Raw genomic sequence first — 18,321 nt, 5'->3', positions numbered from 1 at the left:
ATCCACTCTGACGGATGGCGTGGCGCGCTTGCAACGCATTATTCGGGGTTGCAAAAGTTTGCAGACCTGGAGGCTCTTCTCTAGTAATCCTCAAGCCGACTTGCGGAAAACTTTTGCAACGTCTTTCCTGGACCGCTGACACACTCCATCGGAAGGCAGGGACATGTCCCACGACTGGTGGCGCCACGCCGTCATCTACCAGGTCTACGTGCGCAGCTTCGCCGACTCGGACGGCGACGGTGTCGGCGACCTGCCCGGTATCCGCTCGCGCCTGCCCTACCTGCGCGACCTGGGTGTCGACGCGGTCTGGATCACGCCGTTCTACTCGTCGCCGATGGCGGACGGCGGCTACGACGTCGCGGACTACCGCGCGGTCGACCCGCAGTTCGGCGGACTCGACGACGTGCGCGCGTTGGTGGACGACGCGCACACGCTCGGTATCCGGGTGATCGTCGACATCGTGCCGAACCACACCTCCGACCAGCACGCGTGGTTCCAGGAGGCGCTGGCCGGACGTGGCCGTGAGCGCTACATGTTCCGCGAGGGCGTCGGGGACCAGCCGCCCAACGACTGGGAGTCGGTCTTCGGCGGTCCGGCGTGGACGCGGGTGGCCGACGGGTCCTGGTACCTGCACCTGTTCGCGCCGGAGCAGCCGGACCTGAACTGGGAGCTGCCCGAGGTCCGCGCGGAGTTCCTCGACGTGCTGCGGTTCTGGCTCGACCTGGGCGTCGACGGGTTCCGGGTCGACGTGGCGCACGGGATGATCAAGGCGCCGGGGCTGCCCGACATCGGCCACGCCGACCAGCTCAAGCTGCTGGGCACGGAGTCGTTGCCGTTCTTCGACCAGGACGGTGTGCACGAGATCCACCGCGAGTGGCGTGCGGTCGTGGACTCTTACCCCGGCGAGCGGGTGCTCGTCGCGGAGGCGTGGACACCTTCGGCCGAGCGGACGGCGATGTACCTGCGTCCCGACGAGATGCACCAGGCGTTCAACTTCCACTACCTCTCCGCCGAGTGGACCTTCGACGCGGTGCGGTCGGTCATCGACTCGTCACTGGCGGCCGTCGAACCCGTTGGGGCGCCTACCACTTGGGTGCTGTCGAACCATGATGTGCAACGGCACGTGACGCGGTATGGCGGCGGTGAGACCGGTCTGCGCCGTGCGCGCGCCGCGCTGGCGTTGATGCTGGCGTTGCCGGGATCGGTGTACCTGTACCAGGGCGAGGAGCTCGGGCTGCCCGAGGTGCTGGACCTGCCGGACGAGGTGCTGCAGGACCCGATGTGGGAGCGGTCGGGTCACACCGAACGCGGTCGTGACGGGTGCCGCGTCCCGTTGCCGTGGGCGGCTTCCGGGCCGTCGCTCGGGTTCGGCACCGGCGGGTCGTGGCTGCCGCAGCCCGCGGACTGGGCGAAGGTCAGCGTGGAGGCCCAGACGGGCGACCAGGACTCGATGCTGTCCTTCTACCGCAACGCTTTGCGCGTGCGCCGCGAGAACCCGGCGCTGGGTGCCGGCCTCACCTGGGTCGACGGCCCGGCCGGCGTGCTGTGGTTCGAACGGGACGGGGTCGCGTGCGCGGTGAACCTGTCCGCGACGGTCGTGGAACTGCCGGATCCCGGCTCGGTCCTGCTGGCCTCGTCGTACTACGGAGTGCGCGACGGACTGCTGCTCCTCCCGCCAGACACCGCCCTCTGGTGGAAGCTCTGACCAGCGATTTTACTTGATCGACAAAAACTGTCAGACCCCCTGAGTACGTTCCGTGGACATCGGTTCCGGATCGGACTCAGGGGGTTTTTCGGTGCACGGGAACGGTTGATCGACATCCAACGTCAGAGCGGCTCGGTGCGGTCGGCGCCACCGACTTCGGATCGGAAGCAGGGAGCAGTCAGTGCGCAGGTGGGAGCTCGTCTCGGGGACCGCGGCGAAGTTCTGGGAGATCAGCCAGGACGGTGCCGTGGTCACCGTCCGGTTCGGACGACTGGACACGCACGGCCAGACCCAGACCAAGGAGCTGGCGACCGCGGAGGCGGCGCAGGCGCACGTCACGAAACTGGTGGCGGAGAAGGAGAAGAAGGGCTACCGCGCGGTCGCGTCCGCCGGCACGGTTGCCGCCACCGTCACGACGCGGCCCGCTGCCGACCAGCCGGAGACCACCTCTTCCGCCGTGGCTGCCCCTTCCCCTGCCGAGAAACCCGTCGTCGCCGACGAGGACACCTGGGTGATGCCCAAGGTGTGGCTGCGCGACGTGGTCCGGCAGCGCGGCTTCCACCCCGCTCCGGAGTTCACCGTCGACACCGGCCTGGCCGAGGACGCCAGGCAGCGGATCGGCGAGCAGACGGACACCACGATCGAGCGGGTCCTGTCCGAGCCCGTCTCCGACCCCGATCTCGTCCATGCCGCGCGCGAGCACCTGGCCGGGCGGCCGAATCCGGCCGGGGCAGCGGCGATCGCGGCCATCCTCACCAGCGGTGAGCAGTCCGTGCACGCCTGGATCGCCGATCACGGCCTGGTGTTCGCGACGGAGGCCACCGCCGAGTTCATGCGACTGCTCTGCGGCCGGGAGTGGCTGCCGCAGCAACGCGCCTACGGCAACGAGCGGCTGGCATCGCGCGGCGGGGTCGTCCACATCACCATCGGCAGTGCCGAATGCAAGATGCTCACGGCGGTCCGGTACGCGCTCGCGATCGCCGAGGACGCCGAGCGCGGCGCCGCGGAAGCCGTGCTGAGCAGGCTGGGTGAGATCAACGAGCCCAACTCGAAGCTGGTGCGGGCGTTCCTGATGCCGGGCAGGCCCGACTGGTTCCAGCAGGCGTGCCAGACGCCGCACACGGGCACCCGCTGGTGGATCCTTCACTGCAGTGCCAGCACGTACGCGGAGTTCGAGAGCGCGCCGTCCTCGGTGTCCAGCCACTCGGCCGTCCTGCACACGGCGCTGTACGTGCTGGGTCCGGCGATCGCGCCGTTGCTCGCGAACGCGCTCGACCAGCAGTACCAGCGTGCGGACATCCGCAAGCAGGTGCTGAAGACCCTCTCCGTGCTGCCGACCGACGAGGCGTTCGCCGTGCTGCTCGACCGGTTCGACACGAAGTACGTGCGTCCGGCGGTGCTGTCCATGATGGCGGCGTTCCCGGCTCGGGCGGCCCGGCTGCTCGGAGAACGCTCCGCCCGCGACGACGAGTTCCGCCGGTTGCTCAGCGCGCACCTGAAGACGTACCCGTACCTGGAAGCACCTGCCGGCTTCGTCGAGGTCGAAACGGCGGAGGTGCCGGAAGCGCCCGCGGAGGCGTTGCCGCCGGTGCTGGCCTCGCCGCCGTGGCTGCACCGGAAGTCTGCGGTGAAGCCGGCGGTGGTGCCTGACCTTCCGGTGCCCAGCGCGTCGATCACGTGGCAGCCGGGTGAGCGGGAGGAGTGGCTGAAGGACGGCCACTGGGACACCAACCTCTACAAGACCTGGCAGCACTGGCTGGCGGAGTACAAGGCGGGCCGGATCGGGTACCGCATGGCCGATCTGCTCATCGGGGCGCCCGCGGACGAGGTGCGGCACCTCCTAGCTGACTGGCAGCCGAAACTGGGCTGGAGCGCGGAGTCGGCCGGCAAGCGGCTGGCCGCGAAGTTCGGCTTCGACGCGTTGCCTCCCCTGCTGCGCATCGCGGAGAGGAACTCGGCGTCGGCGGTCATCCTGCTGCCGTTCGCGACGCCCGAGGTGGCCGCGCTGATGGCGGACTGGCTGGTGCGGCTCAAGCAGGTGCGCAAGACCGCGCTGAGCTGGCTCGCCCGGCATCGGGAGCAGGCCGCGCGCCTCCTCGTCCCCGCCGCCCTGGGCAAGCCCGGTGCCGAGCGGCGCAACGCCGAGACCGCGATCCGCCACCTGCACGGACTCGGCGTGGACGTGGTGGCGCTCGCACCGAGTGAGGCCGCGGCCGCCGCCCTCGAGTCCTTCCTGGCCGTCGACCCGGTCGACGTGCTGCCCGCCAAGCTGCCCGTGATCGGCGAGTGGGCTGACACCCGCCTGCTGCCCCAGGTCCTGCTGCGCGACCGCGGGCAGGCCCTGTCCGCCGAAGCGGCGAGCCATCTGCTGATGACGGCCGCGCTGTCCAAGCCGGGCGACATCTACGCCGGCCTGCCGATCGCCCGCGAGGCGCTCGACGAGGACTCGCTGGCGGAGTTCGCGTGGGCGGTCTTCCAACGGTGGCAGGAGGTCGGCGCGCCGTCGAAGGAAAGCTGGGCGCTGACCGCACTCGGCTGGTTCGGCAACGACTCGACGGTGCGCGCGCTGTCGCCGTTGATCCGCGTCTGGCCGGGCGAGAGCCAGCACGCCAGGGCGGTCACCGGGCTCGACGTGCTCGCCGACATCGGCACGGAGGTCGCGCTGTCCCACCTCAACAGCATCGCCGAGAAGGTGAAGTTCAAGGGCCTCAAGACCAGGGCCCAGGAGAAGGTCGCCCAGATCGCGGCCGAACTCGGCCTGTCCCGCGACCAGCTGGCAGACCGCCTCGTGCCACGCCTGGGCCTCGAGCTGGAGCACAAGCGGTTCATGGCGCTGAAGAAGGACGTCCGCACCATCGCGTCCGATCAGATCCAGCGGCTCGAACGGGCCATGGTCGACCAGCGCACCTGGACCGCCGAGGAGTTCCACACCGTCCTCGCCGACCACCCACTGCTGTGGCACATCGTCCGCCGCCTGGTGTGGATCACCGCCGGCGGTCAGTCCTTCCGCCTGGCCGAGGACCGCACGCTCGCCGACTCCGGCGACGACGAGTTCACGCTCCCCGAGGACGCCACCGTCCGCGTGGCCCACCCGGTCGGCCTCCAGGCGGAACTGGAGGCATGGGGCGAGGTCTTCGCCGACTACGAGATCCTCCAGCCGTTCCCGCAGCTGGGCCGCCCGCTGCACCTGGTACCCGCGGGCGAGGACCTCCTGCCCCACCTGAAGAAGTACTGCGACGTGGACCTCCCGGTCGGCAAGATCCTCAGCCTCACCAAGAAGGGCTGGATCCGCGGCGAACCCCAGGACGGCGGCGTGGAGTGCTGGATCACCCGCCCGCTGCCCTCCGGAGGCGCCCTGGTCGCGTCGCTGGACCCCGGCATCGCGGTGGGCGCGATCGACATCTTCCCCGAGGTCAAGTTCACCGAACTGTGGTTCTCCTCCAACGGGCACGGCTACTGGTCCTCCCAGCGCAACGCGGCGAGCACCTTCACCGCCGACGCCGTCACGGCCTCGGAAGTGCTGTCCGAACTGGAGTCACTGCAGTCGTGAGCCCAGGGGGGTCTGATCAGCTCTTCAGGCTGACCCGGAAGAATTGTCAGACCCCCTGGGTAACGTCCAGTGCACATCAACTCCCTTGTGTGTCCCCAGGAGGTAAAGCAGTGCGCAGGTGGGAACTCGTCGCGGACGGCTCCGCGAAGTTCTGGGAGATCGGGCAGGACGGCGCGACGGTGACCGTCCGGTTCGGACGGCTGGGCACCACGGGCCAGACCCAGACCAAGGAGCTGGCCTCCGCCGAGGCAGCCGGCGCACACGTCACGAAACTGGTGGCCGAGAAGGAGAAGAAGGGCTACCGACCGGAAGGCTCCGCCGAGGTCCAGCAGCCTGCCGCAGCCCAGCCCGCCGCCACATCAGCCACCGGCACACCCGCCACCGCTGCACCTGCCGAGCCCGCCACCCCCATCGACGAGAACACCTGGGTGATTCCCAAGGCGTGGCTGCGCGACGCGGTGCGGCAGCGCGGATTCGCCCCGGAGCCGGGGTTCGCGGTCGACGCGGCGAAGGCCGGGCAGGCGCGGCAGCTGATCACCAAGCAGGCGGAGACGATCGAAGACGCCCTCTCGCGCAAGGGTTCGAAGGCGGAGCTGGTCAGCGCCGCCCGCGAGTACCTGGCCGGGCAGCCGAACCCCGTGGGAGCGGCGGCGATCGCGGTCATCACGAAGGCGGGCGTGCCTGCCGTGCACGCCTGGATCGCCGACCACGGCCTCGCCTTCGCCACCGCCGCGGTCGTCGAGCTCACGGGCCTCACGTTCTCCGAGCAGTGGGACAAGAAGCGCGGCAAGTGGACCGGGATCCACCTCCAGTACGACACCGGTGGCTTCCGGACGTCGATCGGTGAACCGGAAGGCCTGATGCTGACGGCCGTCCGGTACGCGATCGCCGTTGCGAGCCCCGCGGAGCGCACGGCCGTCGAGGGCGCGCTGGAGAAGCTCGGCAAGTCGAAGACCGAGAAGGAACTCCGGTGCTACCTGATGCCCGAGCGGGCGGAGTGGTTCGCCGAGGTTCGCAAGCACCAGTACACGCCGAACCGGTGGTGGATGCTGCCGAGCAGCGCCCGCAGCCTCGAGGACTTCAAAAAGGCCGACGAGTCGGTCACGACATCGGCGTTCGTGCTCTACACGGCGGTGTACGTGCTGGGTCCGGCCGTCGCGCCGTTGCTGGCGGAGGAGCTCGACTCCGACAGCTACCAACAGCGCACGGGAGGCCGCAAACAGGCGTTGAACGTGCTCGCGGCGTTACCGACCGACGAGGCGTTCACGATCCTGCTCGACCGGCTGGACGGCAAGTACGTGTGGCCCGCCGTGGTGTCCGCGATGAGGGCGTTCCCCGTGAGGGCGGCGCGGCTGCTGGCCGAGCGCGCGTCGTCGAGTGATGCCGCGCGCCAGTTGCTGAACGTCCATTTGCGGAGCAACCCGCACCTGACCGTGCCCGACGAGGTCGCCGCGCTGCTCGCCGAGTCCGCCGACGCGATCGTGCCGGAGGCGAGCGCGGACCAGCTGCCACCGTTGCTGGCCTCTCCGCCGTGGCTGCACCGCAGCAAGCCGGTGAAGCCCGTGGTGCTGGCGGATCTCCCGCTGCCGGAGCCGGCAGTCAGCTGGCTGCCAGGCGAGCACGCCGAGTGGCTGGCGTCCGGCGCGGCCTGGCTGCAGGACCACCACGACTGGCGCAAGCTGCTGAAGGAGTACCTGGCCGGCACGGTCGGCTACTACGACAACGACCTGTTCCTCCTCGCACCCGACGACGAGGTGCGGCATCTGCTCGCCGACTGGAAGCCGAACTACAGCTACGGCGTCGAGGAGTGGGGCAGGAACCTGGCCGCCCGGTTCGGTGCCGACGCGGCGCCGGCGCTGATCCGGCACGTCCAGTCCGCACCCGCGGGGACCGGGATGGTGCTGCTGCCGTTCGCGACGGCCGAGGTGGCCACGCAGATGGCCGACTGGCTCGCCCGGACCAGGTCGGCCCGGCGCTGGGGGCTCGAGTGGCTGGCCCGGCACCGTGAGCAGGCCGCTCGTCTGCTCATCCCGGCGGCCGCCGGGAAGGCCGGTGTTCCCCGCCGCAACGCCGAGGCCGCGCTGCGCCACCTGAACGACAAACTCGACGTCGACGTGGCCGCGATCGCCAGGGAGTGCGGCGCCGAGACCGCGATCGACGTCGTGCTGTCGGTCGACCCGGTCGACGTGCTGCCCGCCAAGCTGCCCATGATCGGCGAGTGGGCGGACACCCGCCTGCTGCCGCAGGTCCTGCTGGCGGATCGCAGGCATGCCCTGTCCGCGGAGGCCGCCGGTCATCTGCTGATGACGGCCGCGCTGTCCAAGCCGGGTGAGCTCTACGCGGGGCTGCCGATCGTCCGAGAGGCACTCGACAGGGACTCGCTCGCGGCGTTCGCGTGGTCCGCGTTCCGGGCGTGGGAGCAGGCAGGCGCGCCGTCGAAGGAGAACTGGGCGCTGACCGCGCTCGGCTGGTTCGGCGACGACTCGACGGTCCGCTCGCTGTCACCGTTGATCCGCAACTGGCCGGGCGAGAGCCAGCACGCCAGGGCGGTCACCGGGCTCGACGTGCTGGCCGACATCGGCACCGAGGTCGCGCTGTCCCACCTGAACGGCATCGCCGAGAAGGTGTCGTTCAAGGGCCTCAAGACCAAGGCCCAGGAGAAGGTCTCCCAGATCGCGGCCGAGCTCGGCCTGTCCCGCGACCAGCTGTCGGACCGGCTGGTCCCGCGCTGGAGCACAAGCGGTTCATGGCGCTGAAGAAGGACGTCCGCACCATCGCGTCCGATCAGATCCAGCGGCTCGAACGGGCCATGGTCGACCAGCGCACGTGGTCCGCCGAGGAGTTCCTGACGGTCCTCGCCGCCCATCCGCTGCTGTGGCACCTGGTCCGCCGCCTGGTGTGGATCACCGGCGAGGGCACCTCCTTCCGCCTCGCCGAGGACCGCACGCTGGCCGACTCCAACGACGACGAGTTCACGCTGCCGGAGAACGCGGTCGTGCGCGTGGCGCACGCGGTCGTCCTGCGGGACGCGGCGGCTGCCTGGGGTGAGGTCTTCGCCGACTACGAGATCCTCCAGCCGTTCCCGCAGCTGGGCCGTCCGGTCCACCTGGTGGCGTCGGCTGAGGACGTCCTCCCCCGGCTGAAGAAGTCCTGCAACACCCCGTACCCGATCGGCAAGATCCTCGGCCTCACCAAGAAGGGCTGGGTGCGCGGCGCACCGCAGGACGCGGGCGTCGAGTGCTGGATCACCCGGCCGTTCCCGGACGGTGGCGCGCTCGTCGCGTCGCTGGAGCCCGGCATCGCGGTGGGCGCCATGGACGTCTTCCCCGAGGTCGGTTTCAGCGACATGTGGTTCTCTCCCCACGGTCACGGCACGTGGTCCGCGCCGCCGGACGCGCCCGCCACCTACGAGATCGACCCGATCACCCTCTCCGAACTCCTCTCCGAACTGGAGTCCCTGCAGTCATGACCAGCACCCAGACGATGCAGCGTCCTCCCGCCGAGGTCCGCTACGCCGACGAGCTCGCGCGCCTGCGGGACACCGACACCGCGCCCAGACCGCCGGGCTGGGCGCTGAGTCTCGATGCCGCGCGCAAGTTCGTGGTGGGCGACGAGAACCAGGGCATCGTCAAGAAGTTCGTGGGCGATCCGTCCCTGGTGGACCGGGCACTGGTCACGCTGGCGACGAGCCGCGGCCTGATGCTGGTCGGTGAGCCGGGCACGGCGAAGTCGTTGCTGTCCGAGCTGATCGCGGCGGCGGTGTGCGGCGAGTCGACGCTGACGATCCAGGGTGGCGCGGCCACGACCGAGGACCAGATCAAGTACTCGTGGAACTACGCGCTGCTGGTCTCGGAGGGGCCGTCGCCGCGTTCGCTGGTGCCGGCGCCGATGCTGCGGGGCATGGCCGAGGGCAAGATCGTCCGGTTCGAGGAGATCACCCGCTGTCCCTTGGAGGTCCAGGACTGCATGCTGTCGATGCTGTCCGACCGCGTGATGGCGATCGGTGAGCTGAACGGCCCGGACGGCATGGTGTTCGCGCAGGACGGGTTCAACGTGATCGCCACGGCGAACACGCGGGACAGGGGCGTCAACGAGATGAGCGCGGCGCTCAAGCGGCGGTTCAACTTCGAGACGGTCTTCCCGATCGCGGACTTCGACACCGAGCTCGCGCTGGTCGAGCAGGAGGCCGCGAAGCTGCTGGAACGCTCCGGTGTGGAGCTCGCGCCGAGGCGTGACGTGCTGGAGGTCCTGGTCCGCACGTTCCGCGATCTGCGCGAGGGCGGCGACCGGCTCACGACCGTGATGAGCACGGCCGAGGCGGTCTCGGTGGCGCACGCGGTGGGGCTGCGGGGCTGGTTCCTGCGCGGTGAGGTCGGTTCGGCCGCGGACGTCGTGGAGTGCCTGGCGGGCACGGCGGCGAAGGACAACGCGGAGGACCTGGCGCGGCTGCGGCGGTACCTGGAGCAGCACGCGTCGCGGCGCAAGGGCGCACAGTGGCAGGAGCTGCACCGCGCCCGCCACCTGCTGCCCGGCTGATGGGGGCCGTGTTCGTCGGCGTCCGGCACCACAGTCCCGCCTGTGCCCGGATCGTCGCCGCCACCATCTCCGAACTGCAGCCCGCGTACGTGCTCATCGAGGGGCCCGCCGACTTCAACGAGCGCATCGACGAGCTGTTGCTCGGGCACGAGCTGCCCGTCGCGTTGTTCAGCTACTCGGACCAGCACGCGTCGTGGTCACCGTTCTGCGACTACTCGCCGGAGTGGGTGGCGATCACCGAGGCACGCCGGTGCGGCGCCGAGGTCAGGTTCATCGACCTGCCCGCGTGGCACGAGGCGTTCCGCGACGTCAGCAACAGGTACGCGGACGCGGAGCTGCGCTACACCGAGGTCGTCGAGCGGTTGTGCCGGGAGTTCTCGGTCGACAACGTCGACGTGTTGTGGGATCACCTCTTCGAGTGCGAGACCGAGCCGAAGGGCATGGCCGAGTACTTCGACCTGTTGCGCGGCACGGCGACCGCGGACGAGGGCGATTCGGCGCGCGAGGAGTACATGGCGCGCTGGGTGCGGGCGGCGGTGCACGACGCGGGCGACCGGCCCGTCGTCGTGATCACCGGTGGCTTCCACACGGCCGCGCTCAAGGCACAGCTCGACGGCGGCACCGAGTGGCCCGAGGTGCCCGAACGCGAGCGGGGCGCGAGCTATCTCGTGCCGTATTCGCACGCACGGCTGGACGCGTTCACCGGCTACCAGTCGGGCATGCCGTCGCCCGGCTACTACCAGCAGGTCTGGGAGTCCGGGTCGCAGCGCGCGGCGGACTGGCTGGTCGAGTCGGTGGCGACGAGGCTGCGCCGCAGGCAGCAGCCCGTGTCGACGGCCGACCTCATCGCGGCCCGCACCCAGGCCGGCGCGCTCGCGAGGTTGCGCGGCCACGAGAACCTGGCGCGCACGGACGTGCTCGACGGGCTGACCAGCGCGTTGATCTCCGAGGACCTGACGCAGCCGCCACCGTGGACGCGGCGCGGCACGCTGCAGCCCGGCGCGCACCCGGCGTTGATCGAGATGATCGGAGCCCTGCGGGGAGGCAAGGTCGGCCGGTTGCACCCGAGCACGCCCGCGCCGCCGCTGGTCAACGCCGTGCAGGAGTTGCTGCGGACGCACGGGCTCGACCAGGAGGGCAGGATCGCGCTCGACCTCACGGACCCGGAAGCGTTGGAGCGCAGCAGAATCCTGCATCGCCTGCGGGTGCTGCGGATCCCCGGCTTCGAGCGCACGAGCGGACCGTCCGGGGGCGGACAGCCCCAGTTGGAGGAACAGTGGACGCTGCGGCCCGTCGACGAACGGCTGGCCGCGTTGATCGAGGCCGCGGAGAACGGTGCCACGCTGGAGGAAGCGGCCGGGGTGGCGCTGGAACGCCGGTCCCGGCACGCGCAGCTCGAAGAACTGGCCGCGATCCTGTTCGACGCGGTGCTGTGCGGGATCTCGGCGTTGTCCGGCCGGGTCAAGCAGACGCTCAACGAGGGCGTCCGGGAGACGGGTGACCTGGCGGCACTGGGCAGTGTCCTGAGCGGCGTGCTCGGATTGTGGCGGCACGACAGGTTGTTCGGCACCAAGAAGGACCCGTTGCTGGGCTCCGTGATCGACGCCGGCACCGCGCGGGTGCTGTGGCTGATCGAGGGTCTGCACGGCGGGCCGGCTCCGGCCGATCCGCACCGCCTCAAGGCGATGGCGGCGACCAGGGACGCGGTGCTGCACGCCAAGTCCGCGCTGTCACTGGACACAGTGGACGTCACGGGCGTCGCGACCAGAGTGAGCAACGACGTGCAGGCACCCCCGGACCTGCGCGGCGCGGCACTCGGACTCGCCTGGACGCTGGGCTCCCAGCCGGACGTGCACAAAGTCAGGAACATCGAGGCGCTCGGCGACTGGCTCACCGGGCTGTTCGCGGTCGCACGCGAGGAGGTGCTGGCGAGCCCCGACCTGGTCGGGGTGCTCGACGAACTGGTCAGCGCCATGGACGAGGACGAGTTCCTGGTGGCGTTGCCCGCGTTGCGGCTCGCCTTCAGCTACTTCCCGCCCAGGGAAAGGGAAACGATCGCTGCCACCGTCCTCGCCCATCGCGGCGTAGAGGGCAGCGTGAAGGGCGTCACCCGCCTCACGGCCGACCCGATCACCGTGGCGGAGGCGATGGCGATCGAGAAGCGCGTGGACGCGTTGCTGGTGAAGGGCGGGCTGGCATGACGGACCTGGAACGCTGGCGGCTGATCCTCGGTGAACCCGCGTCACGCTGCACCGGAGGGCTGCAGGGCGACGCGGCCCGCCAGGACACGGCGCTGGAATGGCTCTACGGACGTGATCCCGAGCTGGCCGAACGCGGTGTGCGCAAAGGTGGCAGCGAGGACTCGGTGCTGCAGACCGTCGACTGGCTGGACGAGGTGCATACCCTGTTCCCGAGGGAGACGATCGAACGGCTGGAGCGCGACGCGGTCGAGCGCTACGAGATCACCGACATCGTCACGGATCCCGAAGTGCTGCAACGGATCGAGCCGAACCCGGCGTTGCTGCGCGCGGTGCTGCGGACCAAGCACCTGATGAACCCGGCCGTGCTCGCGATGGCCCGCAAGATCGTCGAGGCGGTCGTGAAGCAGTTGATGGAGAAGCTGAAGACGGAGGTGCGTACGGCGTTCAGCGGCACGAAGTCGCGCAGGCCGAGCATCCACAAGAACTCGCGCAACTTCGACTTCCGCTCGACGATCAGGGCGAACCTCCAGCGCTATCAGCCCGACGAGCGCAAGCTCGCGATCGAGCACCCGAAGTTCGTCTCGCGCACCACACGGCATCTGGAGCAGTGGCAGGTGATCCTGCTGGTGGACCAGTCGGGGTCGATGACCAGCTCGGTGATCCACTCGGCCGTCACGGCGGCGTGCCTGTGGGGGTTGCCAGGGCTCAGGACGCACCTGGTCGCGTTCGACACGAACGTGGTCGACCTGACCTCGGACGTGACGGACCCGGTGGAGCTGCTGATGAAGGTGCAGCTCGGCGGCGGCACGGACATCGCCAAGGCCGTCGCCTACGGGGCGAATCTCGTGGACAGCCCTCGGCGGTCGATCGTCGCGATCATCAGCGACTTCTACGAGGGCGGCAACGAGGAGCGCCTGGTTCGCACAGTCAAGGGCCTGTGTGAACAGGGCACGCACGTGTTGTGCCTGGCGGCGCTGGACGACGAGGCGAACCCGGACTACGACCGGGCACTGGGCCAGCGCCTCGCGAACGTCGGCGCCCACGTCGGCGCGATGACCCCTGGCCAGCTCGCGGAATTCGTTGCGGAGAAACTCAGGTGACCAGACCCGACCTGCTGGCACTGACCCCGGACGCGCTCGCGGCGCTGGCCAACCGCGGTCTGGTGAAACGTGCCGTCAAGGAACTCGACGCGGGCGTCGTCCCGGCGCTCGACACCGATCCCGCCGGCGCCGTCCAGGGCAAGTTCCCGGACGGCACCACGACCACCCTGCCGCCGGGCATCGCGCTCGACGCGGCTCACTGCAGCTGCGGAGCCGCGGGCGTCTGCCGGCACCGCATCGCGGTCGTCCTCGCCTACCAACGCACTCAGGAGGCGAGCGCACCCGCCGAGCTGTGGTCGCCGGGCGCGGTGACGGACGCCGATCTGGTGGCGTTGATGGGCGAACGCACGCTGCGCCGCGCCCGCAGGGCGCACCAGGCCGGCTACCGCGCGAAACTCCGCCGCCCGAGCTCGCAGGACCAGACGGCGCAGGCGGAACTCCCCACCTGCACGGTCACGTTCCTCGTGCCCGGCGACCTGTCCTACGTCCACACGGACGCGGTCAACAAGGACGAGGCGACGGCACTCGCGGTGTGGGCGTTCCGCGAGGCGGACGAGCAGGGCACCGACACGGTCGACGTGGGCGGATCTCCCACCACGGCAACGGATCTGACCGCCGTCACCGATCTGCTCGACCAGTTGCTGCTCGACGGCGCCACGAACGCGAGCGAGGTACTCGACGTCGCGTGGCAGCGCCTGCACCGCGACCTGACGACGCAACGCCTGCACTGGCCCGCCGCCGTGATCACCGACCTGCTCGCACAACTGGCCGCGTACCGCGGTCGCAGCGCCGACTACGAGGCAGAGCGGTTCGCCGCTCTGCTGACGGAACTACACGCCCGCACGACCGCCACCGGCCCACGCGCCGAGATCCTCGGCCCGGACGAGCCCGCGGAGACCCCGCTCAAGCGCGTCCGGCTGACCGCGCTAGGTGCCCGCCTGCGCGCGGAGAACACGGTAGACGTCTACTTCGCGTCAGGCGACGTCGTGCTGGTGCAACGCGACACCCCTCTGCGCACCGGCCAGCGCCTGGCAGCGTCGAACGTCGTGTCCGAGTCCGCGACCCGCAGCGCGAGCCGCGCAGTGACGCTCAAAACCAGCCGAGTAGCCAAAACCTCGCTCACACCGGTCGGCACGGCCTGGGACCACCTCCCGCAGGCCCTGGTGATCGAAGACTACGACGCAGCCGCAGCACACCTCGCCGAACTACCACCCCGCCAGGTCCGCGCGAGGGTAGAGGCGGAACTGGTCCGCGCGATCCGGGTGGCCGAGGTGACCGACCTCGCCTACGACCCGGCCGCACAACGCCTGACCGCCACCCTGCACGGCCCCACCGGCACGACGTGCCTCCTGGAGGCGACACACCGAGCCATCGCACCGCAAGCACTGGACGCACTGACAACGGCGTTGCGAGCAAACCCGACGACGATCACCGGCACAGTCCGCAGGCACCGCGGCACGCTCGTGGTAGACCCACTGGCCGTCCTCACCCCCACGGGCGTGACCGTCCCCGACCTGGCGACGGACACGACACCGCAACCCCTGTCACCAGGCACCACGGCCTCCGACCCACTGAGCGCGACGGTCGACAGCGCCCTGACGGTGCTGGCCGAGGCCGCCCACCGAGGCCTGGACCACCTGACGGACAGCCTGCTGGCCCGCGTGCGCGAGGTAGGCGCGCACCTGCACAACGCAGGCCTGCGCACGGCCGCAGCCCACGTCACCACGTTCGCCGACACACCGACCGCAGCCACCTGGCTCCCAGCACACCTGCGCTTACTGGTGACAGCCGACGCCCGCTGACACACGCACCCGAGTCACTGGCGACCGCCAAATCACTGGCGGCACCCGAGTCACTCGCGACCGCCGAACCTCTCGTCGACAAGGAGCCTGTGGACAGAGCGGGAACCAAATCCGGGGTTCGCGCGTTGCGTCAGGAGGAATCGCGCGCAGGAGCGGTGGGCATCGCGTCAGCCCACTGTGTAACCAGCCCACGGCCCGCTGTGTAGTCAGCCCACCGCTGTGTAGGTCAGCCCACCGCACCGCAGTCAGCCCACTAAGTAGTCGGCCCGCGGCGCTGCAGTCAGCCCACCGCACCGCAGTCAGCCCACTAAGTAGTCAGCCCACCGCACCGCAGTCAGCCCACGGCGTATGTGGCACCAGGCAAGGCCCGTTCGACCTGCCCCGCCACCACCGACCCCGCTACCACCGACGAGGTCGGATCGATCCGCTGGGACAGCACGTAGTCCTCGGCCGCCTCAGCCACCCGCCCGAGCCGTTCCAGCACGAAGGCACGGAGGTAGGCGGCCCGCGCAGCACCCCAGCCACCGAGCGCGATGCCCCGCCCGTAGGCGTCGAGGGCGGCCTCCAGCTGACCACACGCGGCCAGCGCGTCGCCCTGCAGCGCCCACGACCTGTCGTCGCCCGGGCTGATCTCGGCCAGTTCGGCGGCGTAGCCGGCGGCGCGTTGACCCAGGCCGATGGTGAGGTGGGTCCGCACGAGGAACGCGTACAGGGCGTAGGCCTCGTCCGCCCACGCCAGCCGGTCCATCTCGGTGGCCGGGGTGATCGAGGTCAGCGATTCCAGTGCCCGGCCCAGGAGCCGGTGCGTCTCGGCGATGTCGCGGCGCACGAACGGGACCGCGGCGAGCGCGCGGTGCAGGCGTGCCCGGTTCAGCAAGCCGGTGAAGCCGTTCTGCGGCAGCTCGGACGAGGCCTTGGTCGCCAGCGCGGCGGCGGCCTGTATCGAGGTGGAGTCGGCGCCGCGGGCCGCGTTGCGGAACACCACGAACAACGCCAGGTCGCGCCGTGTCTCGGGCGGAAGCCCGGATCTGGCGCCTCGCAACGCCATCGCCTCCACGGCGGAGGACGGGAGGTGGCAGCGCAGGACGGCGAGTTGTTCGAGGGCCAGGTCGGGCGAGAGCACGTGCTTGCGCGGGTCGATCACGCTCAGGCCGATCACCTCGGCCGCGCGGTGCGAATATCCCAGGCGCAGCAACAGATCGCAGGCCAGACGGCGATCAGCCGTGCGGGACGAGCCGAGCGCACGATCAGGCGTACGCGACGAGCCAGGCGCGCGCTCGGGCGTGCGCGATGCGTCGAGCGGGTGATCAGGCGTGCGCGACGAACCGAACGCACGATCAGGCGTACGCGACGAACCGAACGCACGATCAGGCGTACGCGACGAACCGAACGCGCGATCAGCCGTGCGCGACGAGCCAGGCGCGCGGTCGGGCGTACGCGACGAACCGAGCGCCCGTTCGTGCACGCGCCACCACAGTTCGGAGGCCAGGTCGACCGGGAACGTCGTCATGTCCGGGCCGGCGCCGTCGAGGCGATCCCAGCTCGCGGCGGTCAGCAGGCGCAGCTGGGCGGAAGGGGGTGGTTCGAAGCGCGGCACGTCGGCCGAGGTGCCCGCCACGAACGCGCGGGCCATGGCGTGGGTGATGCGCGCGTGGAGGGCGGACGTCGGCACCGGAGCGGAAAGTCCGGCGTAGACGCCGCAGGCGACGGGAACGCGGGCGGTGCACAGGGCGCGCAGGCGGGTTGCCAGCGCGCGAGGACTCTGGTCGGTGCGGTACCGCGGCATCGCGGTCATGCCGGCCTCCCTGGTGTCAGTTCAGCAGTTCCCAGCCGCGCCTGGTCAGGCGGTGGCGGACCGACCGGCCGTTGCGGTGGGTGGACACGAATCCCGCGGTGCGCAGGGCCGTCGCGTGCTGCGACGCCGTGGGCAGGCTGATGCCCACGTGCTTGGCGAGTTCGGTGGTGGTGCGTTCGGAGGTGAGCGCCCGCAGCACTAGCGTGCGGGTGCGTCCCAGTGCCAGTTCCAGGCTGGCGCCGCTCGGCTGGGGTGCCGTGACCGGATAGAAGAGCAGCGGCTGCGGTTCGGCGAACATCGCGACCGCCGGGCGGGTCAGGCCGTTGAGCACCGGCACGATCAGCATCCCCGTGCCGCGCAGCGAGATCTCGGTGTCCCAGCCCAGTTCGACGTGCAGGGCCGGTGAGGTCCACGAGATCGACGGGTGCAGGTGGCCGAGCAGGTCCCCCAGCCCGCGCGTCACCGCCTGTGACGACCGCAGCCGCACCTCGGCGTCGAACGCCTGGCGGGTCTGCGACCAGTTGGGTCCTAGCAGGTCGCGGAAGCCGGACCGGAACGCCGATCGCAGGTCCTGGCGCGAGGTCGGGGTGCCGGCCGCGAACGACCGCAGCCACGGCGAGGTGGTGCCCAGCATGCTCGCGATCTGGTCGCGCACCCGTGTGGAGGACACCTCGAGCACCTGGCACACGGCCTCGTCGAAGTCGGGCCGCGCCGAGTTGAAGAAGTCCGGGATGAACCGGCCGGGCCTGATCAGTTCGGCGAGCGGGCGGAGCTGCGGCAGCAGCAGGCGGTCCCAGTTGCCGCTGTGCATCGTGAACACCAGCTCGTACATCGGCAGCGGCGCAGTGGCGAACCGCGTGCGCGCCAGGTCTTCCAACTCGAAGAGAATGGTCAGTCCGCGCCCCTTGGGCACGGGTTCGGACATGACGATCGGCATTTGCTTCCCCCCGGAGTGCAACCACTTCCGAAGGTACGCAGACTTCGTTGTCCGGTGTCAGCGTTGTTCCACTTGACAACGTTCGGTGGACAAACTCAAACGAGCGGTCCGGCCTGCTCGGTGAGCTTCAGCAGCAGGTCACGGGTGTGTTCGCGTTCCTCGGCCGTCTCCTGGCCGCGCCACAGCAGGTCTGCCAGCGTCACCCCGTCGAGTGCACGGGAAATGAGGTCGGCGCGTTGTGGGTGCAGGCCGTCGGAATCGGTTTGCTGCCTCCAGCGGGTCGCGGCGACGTCCAGGCGCTGTTGAAGTTCCGGAACACCGAGCAACGCCGTTACGACAGACGGGTGAGACCACAGGTCGTCCGGCACGAACGTCGCCCTGATGTGCGCGCGGGTCCAGCGACCGGGTGTGTCCTCCGGTTCGAGCAGGCTTTCGACGGTCGCGTCGTAGTGGTCGAACCACTCCTCGATCAGTCCGACGATCAACGCCTGCTTGCTGCGGAAGTGGTGCAGCAGGCCGCCCTTCGAGACGCCCGCCTCCTTGGCGACGGCGTCGAGGCTGACGTTCGGACCTTGCTCGATCAACGCGCGCGCGGCGGCTGCGAGCACCTCACGGCGGGTGCGGGGCGCGTTGCGCTGCTCTCCGGGCATGGTGATCAACCTATCGTTTGCTTAGCCGACCGTCTGGACGGTACG

General features: G+C 70.2%; 11 protein-coding genes. 8 read left to right on the top strand and 3 right to left on the bottom strand.

All coding sequences use genetic code 11. From position 1 onward, the window contains the following. Nucleotides 1-163 precede the first annotated feature (163 nt). The 8 genes from IG04_RS0114835 (at nt 164) to IG04_RS0114805 (ending at nt 14,894) form a co-directional block, all read left to right on the top strand. Nucleotides 164-1,705, top strand: a complete 1,542-nt coding sequence (locus IG04_RS0114835) for a glycoside hydrolase family 13 protein (protein ID WP_030477219.1) — start codon at nt 164-166, stop codon at nt 1,703-1,705. 181 nt (nt 1,706-1,886) lie between these two features. After that, nucleotides 1,887-5,255, top strand: a complete 3,369-nt coding sequence (locus IG04_RS0114830; RefSeq protein ID WP_030477218.1) for a WGR and DUF4132 domain-containing protein — start codon at nt 1,887-1,889, stop codon at nt 5,253-5,255. Between the two features lie 110 nt (nt 5,256-5,365). Then, nucleotides 5,366-8,011: a WGR domain-containing protein gene (locus tag IG04_RS42590; RefSeq protein ID WP_051769909.1), complete on the top strand. Its 2,646-nt coding sequence runs from the start codon at nt 5,366-5,368 to the stop codon at nt 8,009-8,011. Further along, nucleotides 8,002-8,724 carry a DUF4132 domain-containing protein gene (locus IG04_RS45220; protein WP_051769907.1) on the top strand — a complete coding sequence of 241 codons (723 nt, stop codon included), beginning with the start codon at nt 8,002-8,004 and terminating at the stop codon, nt 8,722-8,724. Before IG04_RS42590 ends, IG04_RS45220 begins: the two co-directional genes overlap by 10 nt. Next, nucleotides 8,721-9,791, top strand: a complete 1,071-nt coding sequence (locus IG04_RS0114820) for an ATP-binding protein (RefSeq protein WP_030477217.1) — start codon at nt 8,721-8,723, stop codon at nt 9,789-9,791. The genes IG04_RS45220 and IG04_RS0114820 overlap by 4 nt, the downstream gene beginning before the upstream one ends. Further along, nucleotides 9,749-11,992 (top strand): DUF5682 family protein, encoded by a 2,244-nt coding sequence (locus IG04_RS0114815; RefSeq protein WP_245816178.1) that lies wholly within the window; start codon nt 9,749-9,751, stop codon nt 11,990-11,992. Before IG04_RS0114820 ends, IG04_RS0114815 begins: the two co-directional genes overlap by 43 nt. Then, nucleotides 11,989-13,092 carry a VWA domain-containing protein gene (locus tag IG04_RS0114810; RefSeq protein ID WP_030477215.1) on the top strand — a complete coding sequence of 368 codons (1,104 nt, stop codon included), beginning with the start codon at nt 11,989-11,991 and terminating at the stop codon, nt 13,090-13,092. Before IG04_RS0114815 ends, IG04_RS0114810 begins: the two co-directional genes overlap by 4 nt. After that, a complete protein-coding gene (locus IG04_RS0114805) occupies nt 13,089-14,894 on the top strand; it encodes a hypothetical protein (protein ID WP_030477214.1) in 1,806 nt (601 codons plus the stop codon). Before IG04_RS0114810 ends, IG04_RS0114805 begins: the two co-directional genes overlap by 4 nt. 334 nt (nt 14,895-15,228) lie before the next feature. On the opposite strand, the gene IG04_RS0114800 is transcribed toward IG04_RS0114805, so the two are convergent. The 3 genes from IG04_RS0114800 to IG04_RS0114790 all read right to left on the bottom strand — a co-directional run bounded on the left by IG04_RS0114800 (nt 15,229) and on the right by IG04_RS0114790 (nt 18,276). Next, nucleotides 15,229-16,689 carry a tetratricopeptide repeat protein gene (locus IG04_RS0114800; protein WP_030477213.1) on the bottom strand — a complete coding sequence of 487 codons (1,461 nt, stop codon included), beginning with the start codon at nt 16,687-16,689 and terminating at the stop codon, nt 15,229-15,231. 16 nt (nt 16,690-16,705) lie between these two features. Next, nucleotides 16,706-17,626, bottom strand: a complete 921-nt coding sequence (locus IG04_RS0114795) for an ArsR/SmtB family transcription factor (RefSeq protein ID WP_030477212.1) — start codon at nt 17,624-17,626, stop codon at nt 16,706-16,708. A gap of 95 nt (nt 17,627-17,721) precedes the next feature. Next, nucleotides 17,722-18,276: a TetR/AcrR family transcriptional regulator gene (locus IG04_RS0114790; RefSeq protein ID WP_144065360.1), complete on the bottom strand. Its 555-nt coding sequence runs from the start codon at nt 18,274-18,276 to the stop codon at nt 17,722-17,724. Between the last annotated feature and the right edge of the window lie 45 nt (nt 18,277-18,321).

The organism is Lentzea albidocapillata, assembly GCF_000719115.1.
In the GTDB taxonomy this organism is placed as follows: domain Bacteria; phylum Actinomycetota; class Actinomycetes; order Mycobacteriales; family Pseudonocardiaceae; genus Lentzea; species Lentzea albidocapillata.
The sequence above is the reverse complement of the archived record's forward strand: the minus strand, read 5'-3'. Positions and strand labels throughout refer to the sequence as shown.